This window comes from Bacteroides reticulotermitis JCM 10512 (genome assembly GCF_000517545.1).
GTDB lineage: Bacteria > Bacteroidota > Bacteroidia > Bacteroidales > Bacteroidaceae > Bacteroides > Bacteroides reticulotermitis.
This window is the reverse complement of the sequence record NZ_BAIV01000008.1, coordinates 159,743-176,198: the sequence shown is the minus strand read 5'-3', so window position 1 is coordinate 176,198 and position 16,456 is coordinate 159,743. Positions and strand designations below refer to the sequence as shown.

The 16,456-nt window shown below is 49.0% G+C and carries 8 protein-coding genes, 1 tRNA gene and 4 pseudogenes; 4 read left to right on the top strand and 9 right to left on the bottom strand.

The annotated features are described in order from the left end of the window. Positions 1–776 precede the first annotated feature (776 nt). Entirely contained in the window at positions 777–1,247 is a 471-nt protein-coding gene (locus JCM10512_RS06980) for a copper resistance protein NlpE (RefSeq protein WP_044161673.1), read from the bottom strand. Between the two features lie 247 nt (positions 1,248–1,494). Between JCM10512_RS06980 and JCM10512_RS06975 the strand changes: the two genes are divergently transcribed. Then, positions 1,495–1,827 carry a YnfA family protein gene (locus JCM10512_RS06975; protein ID WP_221240122.1) on the top strand — a complete coding sequence of 111 codons (333 nt, stop codon included), beginning with the start codon at positions 1,495–1,497 and terminating at the stop codon, positions 1,825–1,827. A 55-nt stretch (positions 1,828–1,882) separates the two neighbouring features. Next, a tRNA-Val gene (locus JCM10512_RS06970) sits at positions 1,883–1,957 on the top strand. A gap of 269 nt (positions 1,958–2,226) precedes the next feature. Here the strand turns inward: JCM10512_RS06970 and JCM10512_RS06965 are convergent. From JCM10512_RS06965 to JCM10512_RS06955, 3 genes and pseudogenes are all read right to left on the bottom strand, one after another. Next, positions 2,227–3,681 (bottom strand): AbgT family transporter, encoded by a 1,455-nt coding sequence (locus JCM10512_RS06965; RefSeq protein WP_044161672.1) that lies wholly within the window; start codon positions 3,679–3,681, stop codon positions 2,227–2,229. Continuing rightward, complete coding sequence (locus tag JCM10512_RS06960) at positions 3,671–4,399, bottom strand: DUF5932 domain-containing protein (RefSeq protein WP_044161670.1); 729 nt, start codon at positions 4,397–4,399, stop codon at positions 3,671–3,673. The genes JCM10512_RS06965 and JCM10512_RS06960 overlap by 11 nt, the downstream gene beginning before the upstream one ends. Before the next feature lie 36 nt (positions 4,400–4,435). Further along, positions 4,436–8,739 (bottom strand): annotated as a pseudogene (locus JCM10512_RS06955) (DUF5113 domain-containing protein). 151 nt (positions 8,740–8,890) lie between these two features. Between JCM10512_RS06955 and JCM10512_RS06950 the strand changes: the two are divergent. Next, positions 8,891–9,829 (top strand): ribose-phosphate pyrophosphokinase, encoded by a 939-nt coding sequence (locus JCM10512_RS06950; protein WP_044161667.1) that lies wholly within the window; start codon positions 8,891–8,893, stop codon positions 9,827–9,829. 209 nt (positions 9,830–10,038) lie between these two features. On the opposite strand, the pseudogene JCM10512_RS06945 reads toward JCM10512_RS06950, so the two are convergent. From JCM10512_RS06945 to JCM10512_RS06925, 5 genes and pseudogenes are all read right to left on the bottom strand, one after another. Continuing rightward, positions 10,039–11,198: pseudogene (locus JCM10512_RS06945) on the bottom strand (phosphatidylinositol-4-phosphate 5-kinase). A gap of 79 nt (positions 11,199–11,277) precedes the next feature. Beyond that, positions 11,278–12,561 carry a M16 family metallopeptidase gene (locus JCM10512_RS06940; RefSeq protein ID WP_044161665.1) on the bottom strand — a complete coding sequence of 428 codons (1,284 nt, stop codon included), beginning with the start codon at positions 12,559–12,561 and terminating at the stop codon, positions 11,278–11,280. 4 nt (positions 12,562–12,565) lie between these two features. After that, a pseudogene (gene kdsB / locus JCM10512_RS06935) lies at positions 12,566–13,317 on the bottom strand (3-deoxy-manno-octulosonate cytidylyltransferase). After that, positions 13,314–13,694 (bottom strand): 2-amino-4-hydroxy-6-hydroxymethyldihydropteridine diphosphokinase, encoded by a 381-nt coding sequence (locus JCM10512_RS06930; RefSeq protein WP_044161663.1) that lies wholly within the window; start codon positions 13,692–13,694, stop codon positions 13,314–13,316. The pseudogene kdsB and the gene JCM10512_RS06930 overlap by 4 nt, the downstream one beginning before the upstream one ends. A gap of 14 nt (positions 13,695–13,708) precedes the next feature. After that, positions 13,709–16,035 (bottom strand): annotated as a pseudogene (locus tag JCM10512_RS06925) (transglycosylase domain-containing protein). Between the two features lie 199 nt (positions 16,036–16,234). Between JCM10512_RS06925 and JCM10512_RS22420 the strand changes: the two are divergent. Beyond that, positions 16,235–16,450 (top strand): hypothetical protein, encoded by a 216-nt coding sequence (locus tag JCM10512_RS22420; protein WP_148298302.1) that lies wholly within the window; start codon positions 16,235–16,237, stop codon positions 16,448–16,450. The last annotated feature ends 6 nt before the right edge of the window (positions 16,451–16,456 follow it).

Here is a 16,456-nt window from a genome sequence, read left to right as displayed (position 1 = left end):
ACTAATGCTACAAATAGAGTTTTCATAATCTTTATTTTTTAGATGAATACTTAGAAACAATTTCTAGTACACATAAAACAAGGATTATGCCAGAGTGAGGCAAGATAATATAAATAACTAATTATAAGTGTGTTACGTTTTTATTTAAGGAGTTTATTGTGTGGAACGACTGTGGATATTACACAGATTATGAGGAATAAATACACAGTTACCCCACGAAAAGTTGCTCGAAGTGGTTCGAAAAGGAATGTGGAAGTAGATGTGTAACTACATTCCTTGGCTATTTCAAGGTTCCGTAAAGGCTATTCAGGTAGCTTATCGCCCGAAGAAGTGCGAGGTTTAGAGAATCTGACTTGTGCAACAACCAAACACAGTATGACTAAATTCAGTATAAATGTAACTTTGTAATCGATAAACATAAAGACAATGTTTATAACAATCAGCACTGCGACCAAGATGTAGATTATACTTTTCATATACATATTATTAAGAGATACAAGTAATTATACTGATCAAAGATATTATTTTCTCGAGTACGAAATAGCAACAGATATTATCTTTTAACGTTTTTTATGTCTACTGCGGAGACAGTCAACGATTTCTCTTAATCGACACGGAGTGTTCAGTGTTTTTATCAATCGTTTTTGATCCGTTATCAGAAACCATTACCGATGGAAAAAGCTATATTCTTGCACCGAAATTACCGTTTTATACCGCTAAACTATTAGGGGAGAAATCAGCCTGAAAGAGTCGATCTCTCCCCCATTCAATTTGAGTTAATAAACTCCAGTCTGCTTCAGTTTGTAATGCTCCGCTAAGCTAGAATCAATTTGCTTGCCCTCAGCGTCAACAATGATCAGATACCCCTCGGCTACAAAGAAGTGCGAAGGCGCGTCTTTCACCCCTTCCAACGTAACAACCGAGCCTTTATCATCCCAGGTAAATTTCCCGGAATACTCACTCGGGTTCAATTCCTTACCACCCTTGAGGTAAACGTTTTTAAGGGTATAAGTCTCATCTTTTTTCAGATATACAGTCACTTTGATGCCTTCACAGTCGGCACAAGGCGTAACCCCCTCATACACCCCATAGTAATCGAGTGAGTTACGGGCATTATGCGTATCCGCTTCAATGGTTGAACCTTGTGCAGCAGGAGTAGATTCCTGTGCGTTCTCCGAACTTTTAGGGCCTGGTTTACAAGCAGCTAAAGCCCCTGCTAGCAAACAAAATAGAATAAGTTTCTTCATGCGATATAATCGTTTAATTGATATTTCTATAAAACAAACGAACCGTTTTATTGTTTCGCATTTCTCTCCTTACATATCTACACCATCAGATCTATTGTTCTCTCAGACTTCCATGGCAGTAGCCAGCCCGGTTTACTGCATCTTTTTTACTGCAAAAAACTGGAAATTCGAGGTTATTTTCTTCTTACTACCACCCTTGTTAATCGTCTTTTTACCTATATTTGCAGCCCACTAATAAAGAATTAAGATGATCTCTATTGTAAAAACCATCCTAATATTTATCCTCGCCGGGATTTGCGAAATAGGCGGCGGATACCTGGTTTGGCTATCTGTTAAAGGAGGAAAACCTCTGTGGTATGGCCTATTGGGAGGTGGCGTACTCGTCCTATACGGCCTTGTGGCAACGCTACAAACCGCCAACTTTGCGAAAGTATATGCAACATACGGAGGCTTCTTCATCGCCCTCTCTCTCGTATGGGCATTTATCTTCGACAAATATACGCCAACGAAATATGATATAATTGGTGCTTTGATAGCTATATTAGGCGTTTGCATCATCTATTATTCGCCGCGGACATAGCTTTTTTACTCAAAAGATAGCGAGTATCACAGAATTTCCGTATGTTTGCACTTCCGAATTGTTAGCTCAGTTGGTTTAGAGCATCGCCTTGACAGGGCGGGGGTCGCCGGTTCGAGTCCGGCACAGTTCACATCCTATCCCGTTAGCGCTATTAACAGTCCTACCATTTACCATTAACTAAAACTTATTTAGTCCGATTCGCTTGAATCAGACACCCTGTCGCTCAGATTCGAGTTTCGATCGCATTTGAGTCGCTGTCCTGTACACCTTCCCGAAGGTTGCTCCCTCGTGGCCGGCAAGGTGAAGCGAGGAAAATGATCGAGCAATACCTCGAATCTATTCAAGATACGGCTCGTCGTCTTTTTACGACAATGAGTTATATATTAACCATATTTCAAATTACATCCCCATCGGTAACTTCAACAGATACCAAACGACAAAGAATAGCGTCCATGCTGCCAGAATGCTGAGCGAATAACGCCACGTGTACTTCAACAACGAAGCATACGTAAGCTGTCGGTCATACTGCCGCATATACGTCAGCACCAAAGGCATATAGAATAAGAAAGGCGTAATCGCATTACTTGCGCTATCGCCAATTCGGAAAGCACATTGAGTCACATCCGGAGATACCCCCATCTGGATAAACATCGGCACAAAGATGAAAGCCATGAAAGACCACTTCGCCGTTGCCGAAACGATGATTAAGTCGATAGTTGCTGTAAACAAGATAAACAATACCAACGCCATGAGCGGGCTAGGCTCGAAAGAAGAGAGCAATTCCGCCCCCATGATAGCCAAACACTTGTCGAGATGCGAATATTCAAAGCAGGCAAACATTTGCGCGGCAAAGAAAGCGATCACAAAATACACACCAAGCAGTTTCATTGGTTGCGCAAGCCCTTCGATCACATCATTATCGGTGCGGTAACGTCCCGAGCTAAATCCGTAAGCCATACCCGTGATTCCCGCTCCCAAAGAGAGAAGGAATAAAATTCCCGCAATAAAAGGCGAGTGCATCAAACCACCGTTTACGCCACGCAGTATGCCGTAGGAAGAAAAAGTCAGCCACAGAATCAAGGCAACATACGCACAGGCCACAATGATTGAGATAACCAACGCCCTCCGCTCCTTACGCGATAACGGACGGTATGCTTCCACTTTGATATCCCCTTCATATTTTCCCATGGTAGGAAGCAGATACCGCATGGTTACCCAGTATATAACAGCGGCTACCACCACCGTGGAAGCACTCATAAAGAAGTAGTTACACAGCGGTTCCGTATTTCCCTGATAACTCGGCAACGTCAACGCCGCCTCCTGCGTGGTATGCGCCAACAGCGGGTCTACCGTACTCAGTATCACGTTGGCACTGTACCCACAGGCAACCGAAACATACGCCGTCACAATACCCGCCAACGGATTCAGCCCCACCCACTGGAAGAGCATGGCCGCTATGGGAAGCAGAATGATATAACCACCATCGCCAATCACATTCGACAACAGACCGAGTATGATTACCAGTAAAATAATTTTCTTTTTCTCTTGTCGGTTGCCCACTCCGATGCGAATACACACATCGATAAAACCCGAGTGTTGCGCAACCCCCAAGCCGAACATAGCTACAATAACCATCCCCAGCGGAGCAAAACCCGTGAAATTCTTGATGGCATTACGCAGCCACCACCGGATTCCCTCCGGACTCAACAGACTTTGCACACGAATGTCCTCCCCTGTCTGTGGCAGCGTAACCTTTAGCCCGTAGATATCGAATATCCACGAGAGAAAGACCACCGCCATTGTCAGCAGCATAAACATCGTTGCCGGATGCGGCATGAGCCATTTATTCTTCATCAGCCTCCAGGTTGTCCAGGTCGAGAATACGAAGTTCCAACGCACGTACCGCCAGGCGAGTAGCGTTTACCCCCACCCGTTCCCCGTTCGGGAAGAGTCTGCCTATGAGATCGTTCTGCCGTTTTTCGAGCGATTTAACCCCGAACGGCATCCCTTTCAGACCCGCAATCATGTCCTTGGTATAACCCAAAGCCAGGTGGCGAAGGAAACGCTCGTCATACTCATCAATATCATAATTGATCACCGCCTCCTGTCGTTTGGCATCATTCACCACCGATTTCTTAAACCGATCGACGATCTTTTCCAGAATCGGATAGTTGAATACCAACCGCTTACCGTCCATCACAGCCTGTACATCCGTTTTGGTCAGCAGCTCACCCGTCTTCAGGATGATTCCGTCGGCTCCGGCATTGAGCACATCCACCCATAACTTCTCGTTAAGGATTTCTCCGGTAAAGATCAGCACCCGTACCCCTTTGTAACGCTTGAAGATATTGCGGCAGATATCCACGCCAATCGTTGTCGATCCGCCCAAGCCCAAGTCCAGAAGCACCAGATCGGGAACCTCTTGCTCCATCAATGGCCAGAACTCATTCTCGGTCATGGCCGTACCGATGACCTCCGCGTTTGGAATCTCATGGCGGAAGATCTCCTCCGTCCCTTTCAGCTCCAGCTTCACATCTTCTACAATGATTACTTTAAATTTCTCTTCTTCCATTTCCTATTTCTTTATACTATTTTTTGTGTATCATCTCTATCTGCGGGGAACCGTAAAGTAGACCATAAAGCCACCCCCTTCAGCCGGTTCGGCATTGATCCGGCAGCCGCGTCGTCCGGCAAACTCGTCATGATCGCGGATAATCTGCTTGCAAACCAAGTATTCCGTGCCACAGAGATCCCCCTTTGTGCCCGACGTCATGCGAGCCAAGTTCGGGTAGAACAGCTGATTCAGCTCCTTCACGCTCTTCTCACGCCGCCTGTCGATAAACAGAAAGCGTATGTAGCCATCATCTACAAGCGCTTGCAGGCGAATTTCCCCTCCCTCCGGATAAGCCAACGCCTCGTCGATCAGGTTCTCCAGCAGGAAGCGCAATAAATTGACATCCCCAATCACCCTTTCGTCGACCGGTTCAAGTTCCAGTGTGACAACCTCCGGCCTGTTTTTCGCCAGCTTCCGGAAATACTTCTCAGTCGAAGCAAACAGCTCCTGCACCGGAATCACCGTACGCCGGAACGTTACCTCCTCCAACTGTCGGGAAGCGCACGAGCTCAGGATCGTAAAGATACCCCGGTAATATTCAATCAGCTCCGTAATCGCTTGTACCGACTCCCACTCCTCCTTTTCGGAAAGCTGTAACGAGTTGAGCCTGCCCACAATCTGTTTGATCTTATTCGGATAATAGATCGTCTCATGCTTGATGGTCGACAAACAGTTGTCCAACACCATATTCTGTACATGCAGCATACTATCCTCCCACGAAGCCCGTCGTGCTTCCTCATGCGCCGATTCGATGTCCCGGTACTGCGTGGCCAACTTCACCACCGCATTGAACACCACGATGGCTACATACCGAGCCACCAACTCGAGCAACAAGCGGTCCGTTTCCTGCTCCGTGCCCTCCACCCTTTCCAAGGTAAGCACGCCCACGCAACGGTCCTCGCCGGCAACCTCCACAGTCAAAGGCATATACTGAAAGCGGCCGTTGCCACAATATTCTTTTTCATCGAAGCAATCCTGCACCATCTCCGGCATCGATTCCTGCGACGGATTCGAAGCATATTCCAAGCGATGCGCCGCCTCGTTGTAGACAGCAATGCCGATCCGGTCGATTGCCAACACCTCGTTTACCGAGCGAAACGCCTCATTCACCAGGCGCAACGGTATCTCACGCAGTGTATCCTCCTCCCGTTGAAGCGCTTCCGCTTCCTCTTGCGGGCGTGAGAGCGAAGCCGCGAACACCTTCTGATTTATTTCGAGTACCTGTTCCAGATTCGAACGATTTTGCTGCCGCTTCCTTATATAAAGCAAATAATAGCCGATAAGGTAAGCCATCACCAGCAAGGCACAGAGAATGATTCCCACCGTTTTGTTGGTTGTTGAACGTTCCAGTAGCCTGCAATACCCTTCGAGTGTCTGATCCTCGCCCTGCAACTTATACAGATCCGTAAAAGCCCCGTTGTTGTAGCTGTATTCGTCCAGCTTCTTCAAAGCTAGAAAAGCGACAGCCGCTTCGTTTCGGATATCAAGAATCACGTGATAATCCGTATCAAAGAGTTCGACCCACCAGATAACTTCCGCCGGAGTCCCCTCGCCTACCATCTTCATGGTTTGCGGATGTTTTATTTTCGAGTATTTCAGGTAATGTTTGTTGAGCGTCATCATCGCCGAATCGATGTAGACCAGTGCCAACTCATAATTCTCGTCCACATTGGCGTAATAGGCAGCATTGGCATAGTCCGACGCCTTGTCCAGCAACACATCGTAGGTCGAGTCCGTGTGTACCGAAGCATTCCGGGCAATCGGTTTCGGGAGTTCCATATCCTGCGAACACGCCGTGAAAGCCAGCGGTAGAAGCAGGCAGAGCCATACGCCAATCGTCTTTCGTACCCCGGTGGCAGGCGGAAGAAGAAACGGCTCCCCTTACCCGGTTCGCTTTCCACGTTGAATTCACACACCCGGAAGAGCTCGTTTGTTTTGCGGTATTTCTCAATGATTCCCTTGCAGTTCATCAGTCCAAAGCCGCTACCCTTATTCTGTTTCAGTGTTTCCGGGTCGGCAGCCTCCTTCATACCGATGTCACGCGAATCGTAAATCTTCTCACCGATGATGCGTGCCACATCTTCCGCCGAAATTCCCGGTCCGTTGTCCTCCACCGATACTTCGACGTAAGACTCCTCTGTGCGAGCATACACCCGTACCGTTCCCCCTTCGGGCGTGTATTTACGGGCATTCTCCGCCAGGGTATTGATCATGAAGAGCGTCAACGCTCGGTCCGCCTTGATCGTTGCCGAGGTCGGTTCGATATGCAACTGCTGACTCTTCATTTCGAACGTGCGGCGTCCTTTGCCCAAGAGTTCGAAAAGCTCATTGAGGCGGAACGTTTCGATATTCAGGCTCAGCGATCCCTGTTTCATCTTGATCCAGAGAGCCAGGATGTCGTTGTACTCATTGATGGTAGTCACCAATTCGTCGATGTACTGGTACTTCTCCTTTTTTATATTCTCATCGCGTATGTACCCCTTCTCAGTGAGTTTGTGCACCTCGTTCAGGATGCGGTCGATGTACGGATTGATACCGTTTACAATCGCCATACACGCCTTTTTGATGATATTCTGTCGTTTATTTCCGGCTATATGTTGTTCAAACACATACCGTTGCTTCTCCAGCTGACTCCGTTCGTCACTTAGCGAAGCCACCATCTGCTCGTTGTCAGTTGCCCATTCGATGTAAGGTTCCAATAAATGTACCAACGCCCTTTCGTCCCGTTTGAGTCGGGAAGAGGCCACCATGCTGGCTTTACCATCCTCGTCAACCTCCAAATGCATCTTCCCCTTGCCGAAGAGTTGATCGATGCCCTGTTGGATGAGCGGCACATCCATTGGGATAGACGACGTAATGTCACTGCATAGCGATAAGATCTGCTGCAATCGTTCCACATCCGCCCGGTTGCGTATCTTCGACCGGTTGTTGAACCATCCCCAGAGCGCGATGAGTAAGATCAACCCCGCGATGACGACAAACAGCACGATCGACATTTGCCGCGAACCCGCCTCCAGTGAAAGGTATCGGCTCTCCAATTCCTTATCCTGTCGCGTATAATTCAAGATATCGAGGTAAATGTTCCGGTTGTAGTCCGATGCACGCTTCATCCCCAGCCCGGCGTAGGACACACTCAGCTGCTCACGTATGCGAGAAATCCATTCGGGAACCGTCTTGACCTGCTCTTTGATCATCCAGGGGACGCCTGTGTAAAGCGTATCGCCCGCCATAAACGGACTCAGCTTATCGAGTGTATCCGCTTCGTGATGATAATACAATATATGATGCTCGTTAACGCAGTCGAGTGCCTTCGACAACGTATCCAACGCTTCCGAATAACGCTCGTGGGCATTCAGGTATTTGCCGATTGAAACGTACGCCCCTGCTATCTGGTAGAGATCGTTGTAAACACGGAATTTCTCCAACGACTTCTGCGCCAGACGGAGCGGAAGAAGCGAGTCGACCGGATAACCCAACCGATTCAGGATATGTCCACGTCTTTCCAGGAAGAAATTGAAGCTTGTTGGTGATGCCATCAGGTTGGCCATGCCTTGCAGGCCGTTGCCCTCAAAATAGGGATAATCGCTCTGTACCGCCAATCGCCAGGTGAGGTAAAGCTCATCGAACTCACGCAACTTTCTGTCCTCGGGTGTGGGAGCGTCTGTAAGCGATGCCGACCCTTTAATATAATGGTAGTAAAGCAGCTGATTGGTGTCCGCCAGTTGCTCTTCTTCGGAGATAGACTCCAAGGCGTCCACAGCTTCGGGACGTTGCTGCAAATAATAATAATAGACAGAAGAGACGATGAAGAACTCGGTGAAAGCGTAGTTGAGACGCAAGCGGTCGTGCCGGTCGGCAAACAGATCGCTCTCCTCGCGAATGCGCTTCATACGGCGCAGGGCACTGTTGCGATAGTCGTAGTACTCCTTGTTCATGGCTGTCCGCTGATAGATCTTCATCAGCCCCACATCGGCTATGAGCAGCTCCAGCTCGTTCTTGGTGTATTTGTAGACCTCTTTGTGCAAAGATTCGGCACGTTCGAAGTCCATATTCATGAAAGCGCAGAAAGCCAGGTTATTGGCAGCTTCGGCTTTGCCCGAATTGTAGAAATTCACTTCCCGGTACGCCACAGCGGCATACTTGTACGACGAATCGAGGTCACGGTAACGGAATGCGTAGGCCCGTCCATTCAGCGAATCAATCAGGCTCACCTCTTTTGTAGGCACCATGTCGGTGCACGCAAAAAAGGAAGTCAAGATCATTACACATACTATGTATAGAGAGAAACGTGAACTCATCTTGCCGTCTAACTTAATCAGATAGCAAATCTACAAATATTTCCTGATAAGTTAGATATAAAAGTATTTTTTCTACAAGAAGTCTTTTAAAATGCTGAGAGAATTCATACCTTTGCACGCAAATTAACCAATAGGTAACAACTATTACAAAATGAGCGAAAAAGCACCCTTTATGGTATTTTCGGGAACTAACTCGAGATATCTTGCAGAAAAAATCTGCGCGAGCCTCAATTGCCCTTTGGGAAACATGAACATTACCCATTTCGCTGACGGCGAGTTCGCAGTTTCTTATGAAGAATCAATTCGTGGAGCACACGTTTTTCTGGTTCAATCAACTTATCCATCTTCTGACAATCTAATGGAACTACTCCTGATGGTTGATGCCGCCAAGCGTGCGTCTGCCAAAAGAATTGTAGCCGTTATCCCCTATTTCGGATGGGCAAGACAGGACCGGAAAGACAAACCTCGTGTATCCATCGGAGCCAAGCTGGTAGCTGACCTTCTTTCAGTAGCCGGTATTGAGCGTTTGATTACGATGGATCTGCACGCTGACCAGATTCAGGGATTCTTTAACATTCCGGTTGACCACCTCTATGCTTCGGGCGTATTTGTGCCCTACATCGAGTCGTTGAACCTGGAGAACCTGGTGATTGCCACGCCCGACGTAGGTGGTTCAAAGCGCGCCAGCACTTACTCTAAATTCTTGGGCGTACCTCTGGTACTTTGCAATAAATCGCGTGAGAAAGTCAACGAAGTGGCTACCATGCAAATTATCGGTGATGTGAAAGGCAAAAACGTCGTTCTTATCGATGATATTGTCGACACAGCAGGAACCATAACCAAAGCCGCCAACATCATGTTGGAAGCCGGAGCTATTTCGGTACGTGCCATTGCCAGTCACTGTGTGATGTCCGATCCCGCTTCATTCCGGGTACAGGAATCCAGTCTGGAAGAGATGGTATTCACCGACAGCATCCCCTACTCCAAGAAATGCGCCAAAGTGAAACAGCTGAGCATTGCCGAGATGTTTGCCCTGACCATTCAACGGGTGGTAAACAACGAATCAATCAGTTCACAATACATTCTGTAATTGTCGACTGACAATTATACAAAAGGCGGTGCATCGAGCATCGCCTTTTTTGTTGGCTATACACGTAGCCGGCCGACACACTGCTAACAGCGAAATAGCTCCTAAAAACAAAGATAGTTGCCGGGATAAACCTCGACAACTATCTTCTATTTCTATCTATCTAATTCTTGTAAACTTCGACCCTTTCCGGGCATCCGTTGGCTGAGCGATTATTGCATCTTGCCGAACTTATAAGTTCCTTTGCGAATCACCTTACCGTCCTTATCTGTTTCCACGAAAGGCCCGTTGCGTTTGCCCTGTTTGAAGAATCCGTCGTAACGAACGCCATCTTTATCAATCTGCACGCCCTGTCCGTCTTCCAATCCATCGACAAAGCCACCTTTATATTTCGTTCCGGCAGCTGTCGTGAGCGTACCTTGTCCGTTGGGACGGTTGTCCTCCCATTCGCCATCGTACACATCGCCGTTGCTCCATTTGTACGTACCCCGTCCGGAACGTTTGTTGTTCCGCCAGTTACCTTCGTAAACCGTTCCGTTGGCCCAGGAGAAAGTTCCCTTTCCTTCCTGCATACCATCTTTAAATCCACCTACGTACTTATCGCCGTTGGCATGGTAGTAAACACCTTGTCCGGTACGGTCGCCAAGCAGGTAATCGCCTTCGTAACGGTCGCCCGTATGGAAGAAGTAGGTGCCTTTACCGTGTTGAATATCTTCCTTCCAATCACCTTCGTACTTGTCGCCGTTGGTGTATTCAAAAACACCTTTTCCGTGACGCACATCGTCTTTCCAGTCGCCATCGTATTTACAGCCATCGTCCCAAACCATCGAGCCTTTGCCGTTTTTCTTATCTTTCAGCCAACTGCCCGAATATTTGGCTCCGTTGACCCACGTATAGGTTCCCAGGCCTTCGCGTTTATCGTTAACCCAGTTACCTTCATACAGGTCGCCGTTGTGGTAATACATCGTTCCCACGCCGTGTTGGTAATCCTGAAACCACATTCCGTCGTAGCGGTTGTTGTTGATAAAATAGTAGATTCCTTTGCCGTGTTGCTGATCCTGATACCACTGTCCTTCGTATTTTTCGCCATCGGGGAATGTGTAAATGCCGTATCCCTGACGTCTTCCTTTCTCGTATTCTCCCTCGTATTCATCGCCATTGACAAAGACTGTTTTTCCTTTGCCGTTGGGTTTGCGTGATTTCATCTCGCCGGTATAAACACTACCGTCTTTGAACGTGTAGTTTCCGATGTTGATGTCCGAGGAGAAAGTGTCTTTCAGCTTACTAAAGAATCCCCCTTTATTGTCTTGCGCCTGGCTCCATCTTGCGATAGAAACGCCAGTAAAAGTGCAGTATATAGATATTTCTTCATTTAGTTGATTTGTTAAAATAAAATCAGGATAGGACAAAGATAGTATTTCTCTTTTTAAATCTCTCCCTTGGCAGGCAAATTATGGCAACTTTTTACCTGCGATGACCTCTTTTAATGTCTCTTTGCATAAATGGCGACGCGCCAGTTCGCGGATTTCCGAGGAGGTAACCTCGTTGAGCGCCTCCAGCGAGCGATTGAAGTACGCATCGTCCAAACTTGACACATAGATGAATGTCCAGGCATCCGCCAGCGAGAAAGGCGATTCGTAGCTGCGGCACATTTCCCCCAACATATAGTTGCGTACCATCGTCAACTCCTCCACGGGAACCAAATCTTCATGCAGCCGGTCTATTTCGCGATAGACTTCGTTGATCAACGGCTCCACATATTCGTTGTCCGCTTCGGTGGAGATAACCAACATACCACTGTCCGGATAGAAGCCGATACCTGCGGAGATGCCGTACGTATAGCCTTTATCTTCGCGAATGTTCGACATCAACCGGCTACCGAAATAGCCACCGAAAAGCGTCATTAACACCCGTGTTTTAAGGTAATCGGGGTGTTGGCGGGTGATGGTGGTGCAGCCCAATTTGATCGCGCTTTGCAGAGCGTCTTCCCGTTCAACGGTGATCCGCTTCTGTGGGACGGCTTGAAAACTGTATGCCGGTAGCAAAGCTTTCGGCAACGGGCGTCCGAAAGGAACCCCGAAAGCGTCCGTCACCCGGCTGATCGTGTCGTCGGTGACATATCCGGATAGAAAAATGGCGCAATTGTCCGAATGGTAATACTGCTCGTAAAAGGCGCGGAGTACGTCGGGAGTAATTGCCCGGTAATCGGCTTCCGACACCAGATGGCCGCAGGGATGCCCTTCGCCGTAGAGCGAGCGCAGCAATTGTCGCTGTGCCAGGAAGTCCACTTTGGTCAGGTTGACCAAGTGTTGCTGAATATTGGTGTCGATAACCGTCTGCAACTCCTTAGCCGGATAGGTGGGTTCCTTGATCACTGATTCCAATACTTCGAGCGTTTCCGCCAGGTATTTGTTGAGCGAATACAAGGTGATGTACGCGCATTCGGATGAACTGGCGAGTTCGAGCCATGCCCCGTAATAGTCGAGTTTTTCGGCTATCTGCTGGGCGGTGAATCGAAGGGAACCTTCACGCAACATCCGGTTGGCGAACAACGCCTGCAAGGGTTGTGTCTGATACCAGCGTCCCCCGGTAAACAGGATGTCGATGCGCACGACCTCTTGGTCACCGGCATTGATTACGGTCAGCGGAACCCCGTTGGGCAACGTAGACCGCACCGGAGGGGACATGCTAAAATTCTTCAGTTCTTGTATATTGGGCTGTATCTTACGATCCATGAGCTTATTTTCTGTTGTTCAGAAACGTTTCGGCACGCTTCAGATCCTCGGGGGTGTCGATGCCGATTGTCTCCACATCGCTAAGCCCCACTTTGATGGTATATCCGTTCTCCAACCAACGCAATTGTTCGAGCGACTCGGCCAGTTCGAGCGAAGATTGGGCTAAAGCGGTGATCTCTTTCAGCACACCGGTACGATACGCGTAGAGTCCGATGTGCTTGTAGTAGGTATGATTTTTCAACCAATCTTCCTGCCCGGCATTGCGCTGGTACGGATGATGGAACGGCTGAAATAGAGCGCGTTCCGATTGGCGTTGAGTACAACTTTGGGTGAGTTGACATTTTCGAGCGCGGCGAAGGGTTCGTCGGCTGTAAACGGTTTGACGAGTGTGGCGATCTGGGTGGTGGGGTCGTCGAAGCACGCCCGAACGGCTTGCAGTTGCGAGTGGGTGATGAATGGTTCATCGCCCTGAATGTTGACTACCACGTCGAAGTCGCCCCCGATCTTGCAACAGGCTTCGTAACAACGATCCGTGCCGCTTTTGTGATCGACCGAGGTCATCACGACCTTACCTCCGAAAGCTTTCACGGCCGTTTCTATTCGCTCGTCGTCGGTAGCTACATAGGCATCGTCGAGCACACCTGCCACTTGTTCGTACACACGTTGTATGACTGTTTTTCCACCCAACAGGGCTAACGGCTTGCCCGGGAAACGGGTAGAGGCATAGCGGGCGGGTATAATTCCGAGAAATTTCATAGCTGTTTTTCTTTTAGTTCTTCGAGTCCTTTCACGACATATGCACGCGTCAGATCGTCCGGTTTGAGTATCCGGCCGTCGTACGTGAGCAGGTCGATATCCAGGCTAATTTTTTCTTGTTGCTTGTCGGCCGGCTGGCGTCCGGCAGCGGCTTCAATAGCTTTCAGGCTTCTCCGCACCTCTTTCTCCGCTTTATCGACGAAGAATACGGCGAGTTGGTTGGAGAATTTCGCCGGGTTTTTCACAAACAGCGGGTCTGTTTCCTGCTCGCTCGTAAAGTGGATGCCGGGGAATAAATCCGTCAGTTTCCGCTGTGCCAGGAGTAGGTTCTCCTTCCGGTTGTGATTACTTCCGATGCAGATGAGACACTTATGCACGACGTAACCCCGGATTAGTTAAACAAATCGTCCAATCCGGTCTCTTCCACAGGTTCGCCATCGGCTCCTTCCGAACCGGCACACGGGTCGAATCCGTTAGGCAGCTTGAAACGCTCTTGCTGACTGTACCCCAAGGAGGCATCGTCGTAGACTTTCTTCATGTATTTCGCCCAGATGGGAAGTGCCAGGGATGCGCCTTGCCCGAAGGTCATGGTATCGAAGTGAATGTCGCGTTCCTCACCGCCTACCCAGCAACCGGATACGAGTGATGGGGTGAATCCCATAAACCATCCGTCGGAGTTGCGGTTTGTTGTTCCCGTTTTACCCCCCATGTCGGCTGTGATTCCGTAACGGCGAACACGTCCGCCTGTTCCCTCGTTGATTACGGCACGCAGCATCACCAGCATCTTGTACGCACTGGTCGCGCTGATTACTTCGGACATTTGCGGGTTGAACGTGGATATCACATTGCCTTCGCTATCCTCGATGCGGGTAACGAGCAAGGGGGCCACGCGGATGCCTTTGTTGGCAAATGCGGTGTAGGCACTTACCATCTCGCCTACGGAGATTTCGCAAGGTCCGAGACAGAGCGAAACGGTGGGTTGAATATCTTTGTTGCGTACGCCGAAGCTGTGGATCAAGCGTACCAGTTCATACGGGTTGAGTTTGCCCATGAGGTAGGCCGAAATCCAGTTGTCGGAATTGGCTAACCCCCATTTCAGGGTGACCATTTCGCCGTAACGTTTGTTGTTGGCGTTGCGTGGCGACCAAGGTGTACCGTTCTCGTCGAGCAGGGTTTGTTCTACGTGACGGGCCTGATCGCAGGGTGAAAATCCGTTTTCCATCGCCAGGGTGTAGAGGTACGGCTTGATGGTTGATCCCACCTGACGGCGTCCTACCATGGCCATATCGTACTGGAAGTAGATATAGTTGGGTCCACCGACATAGGCTTTTACATGGCCGTTGAGTGGGTCCATCGACATGAATCCGGTGCGGAGGAAGTGCTTGTAATAACGCAGGGAGTCCATCGGCGTAAGGATGGTGTCGCGTTCGCCTGACCAGCTGAATACGGACATTTCCTGAGGCGTATTGAATGCCTTGCGGATGTCTTTTTCGGAATAACCGGCGTCTTTCATCAGGCGGTAACGGTCGGACTGTTTCATGGCTCTTTCCATGATGTCGTCGACCTCTTTTTCGGACAACATATTGCTGAAAGGCGCTTTCTTACGGCCTTTTTTCTCTTTGAAGAATTGAGGTTGCAGGTATTCGCCCAAATGCTCTCTGACGGCTTCTTCGGCATAATGCTGCATCCGTGAATTGATGGTTGTATAGATTTTCAGCCCATCGGTGTAGATGTTGTAGGGCGTTCCGTCTTTCTTCTGGTTTTTCAGGCACCAGCGTAAAGCGGGTTGGTTTCCCACGAAAGTGAATCTTCGTAGTATTTCTGCATCTGCCAGTTGCGGTAATCGCTTCTGGAAGGCTTGGGAGCGGACATAATGCCACGGAGGTATTCACGGAAGTAGGTTGCCAGGCCTTCTTTGTGGTCAACCCGGTTGTAGGCAAGTTTGAGCGGCGTTTTTTGCAGGGAATCGCATTCGGATTCGCTGATGTAGCCGGCTTTGCGCATCTGATCGAGCACGACGTTACGACGACCTCTGGCACGTTCGTTGAAGCGTACGGGGTTGTAGAGCGAGGGGTTTTTACACATCCCGATCAGGGTGGCGGCTTCTTCGATCTTGAGGTCTTTCGGCTCTCGTCCGAAGTAGGTGTATGCAGCGGTCTTGATACCGACAGCGTTGTTGAGGAAGTCGAATTTGTTGAGATACATGCTCAGAATTTCTTCCTTGGTGTAGTAGCGTTCGAGCTTGACGGCAATCACCCACTCGATCGGTTTCTGGAATAGGCGTTGCATGGTGTTTTTGGCCACTTCGTCGGTAAACAGCTGTTTGGCAAGCTGTTGCGACAGGGTGCTACCTCCTCCGGCATTTTTCTGAAACAGCAATCCACGTTTCACCACTGCACGGGTCAGGGCCTTGATATCGATTCCGGAGTGTTCGGCAAAACGGACGTCTTCGGTGGCGATAAGGGCATTGACAACATTGACCGATAGTTCGTTATAGCCAACGTAGACACGGTTTTCCTTGCTGTAAGACCATGTACCGAGCACTTTACCGTCTTCCGAGAGTACTTCGGTGGCAAATTTATAGTTGGGATTTTCGAGTTCTTCCACCGGTGGCATATAGCCGATCCAGCCTTTGGAGATAGAGACAAAAAGCAGGGCGATAATCAACCCGAATATCGCCAAAAGAACCCAGAGAATTTTTATTATTTTTCGAATCATGATTTTTCTAACTTAAACAACGCTTTGATTGACGTTGCAAAGGTAGTTAAATTCCAGTATTCAGCCAACGAGTTTGACAAATATTTCAGCCCAAACTGACAATCTTTAGCAAACTCAGTAGCATGCTTCCAGCTGGCTTTCGTTTGCCCAGGGGTAAAGTTTAATTTGCCCTCGGCAAATGGTCTCGGAGCCTGGGCATTTGAAAATCTGCCCGGGGCTCCGGGGAGTCATCCCCTGCCGGAGCAGTGTTTGTGCGGAATGTGGCCTGCTTTTGTTGGACAGCATCGGGTGGGAAATCAGCTTGGCTTTGCTTGCCGTGAATGGCTTTGGGGAAAGTGGGTTCCGATCAAGCTGTGAGTGGAAATCGGGACGAAGAAAACTGGGCTTGGAAGGCTGTGGCTGTGATATAGCCTAGACCGGA

Coding starts and splice junctions, on each gene's coding strand:
- JCM10512_RS06980 (WP_044161673.1), bottom strand. CDS start 1,247: ATGAAGAAACTTATTCTATTTTGTTTGCTAGCAGGGGCTTTAGCTGCT.
- JCM10512_RS06975 (WP_221240122.1), top strand. CDS start 1,495: ATGATCTCTATTGTAAAAACCATCCTAATATTTATCCTCGCCGGGATT.
- JCM10512_RS06965 (WP_044161672.1), bottom strand. CDS start 3,681: ATGAAGAATAAATGGCTCATGCCGCATCCGGCAACGATGTTTATGCTG.
- JCM10512_RS06960 (WP_044161670.1), bottom strand. CDS start 4,399: ATGGAAGAAGAGAAATTTAAAGTAATCATTGTAGAAGATGTGAAGCTG.
- JCM10512_RS06950 (WP_044161667.1), top strand. CDS start 8,891: ATGAGCGAAAAAGCACCCTTTATGGTATTTTCGGGAACTAACTCGAGA.
- JCM10512_RS06940 (WP_044161665.1), bottom strand. CDS start 12,561: ATGGATCGTAAGATACAGCCCAATATACAAGAACTGAAGAATTTTAGC.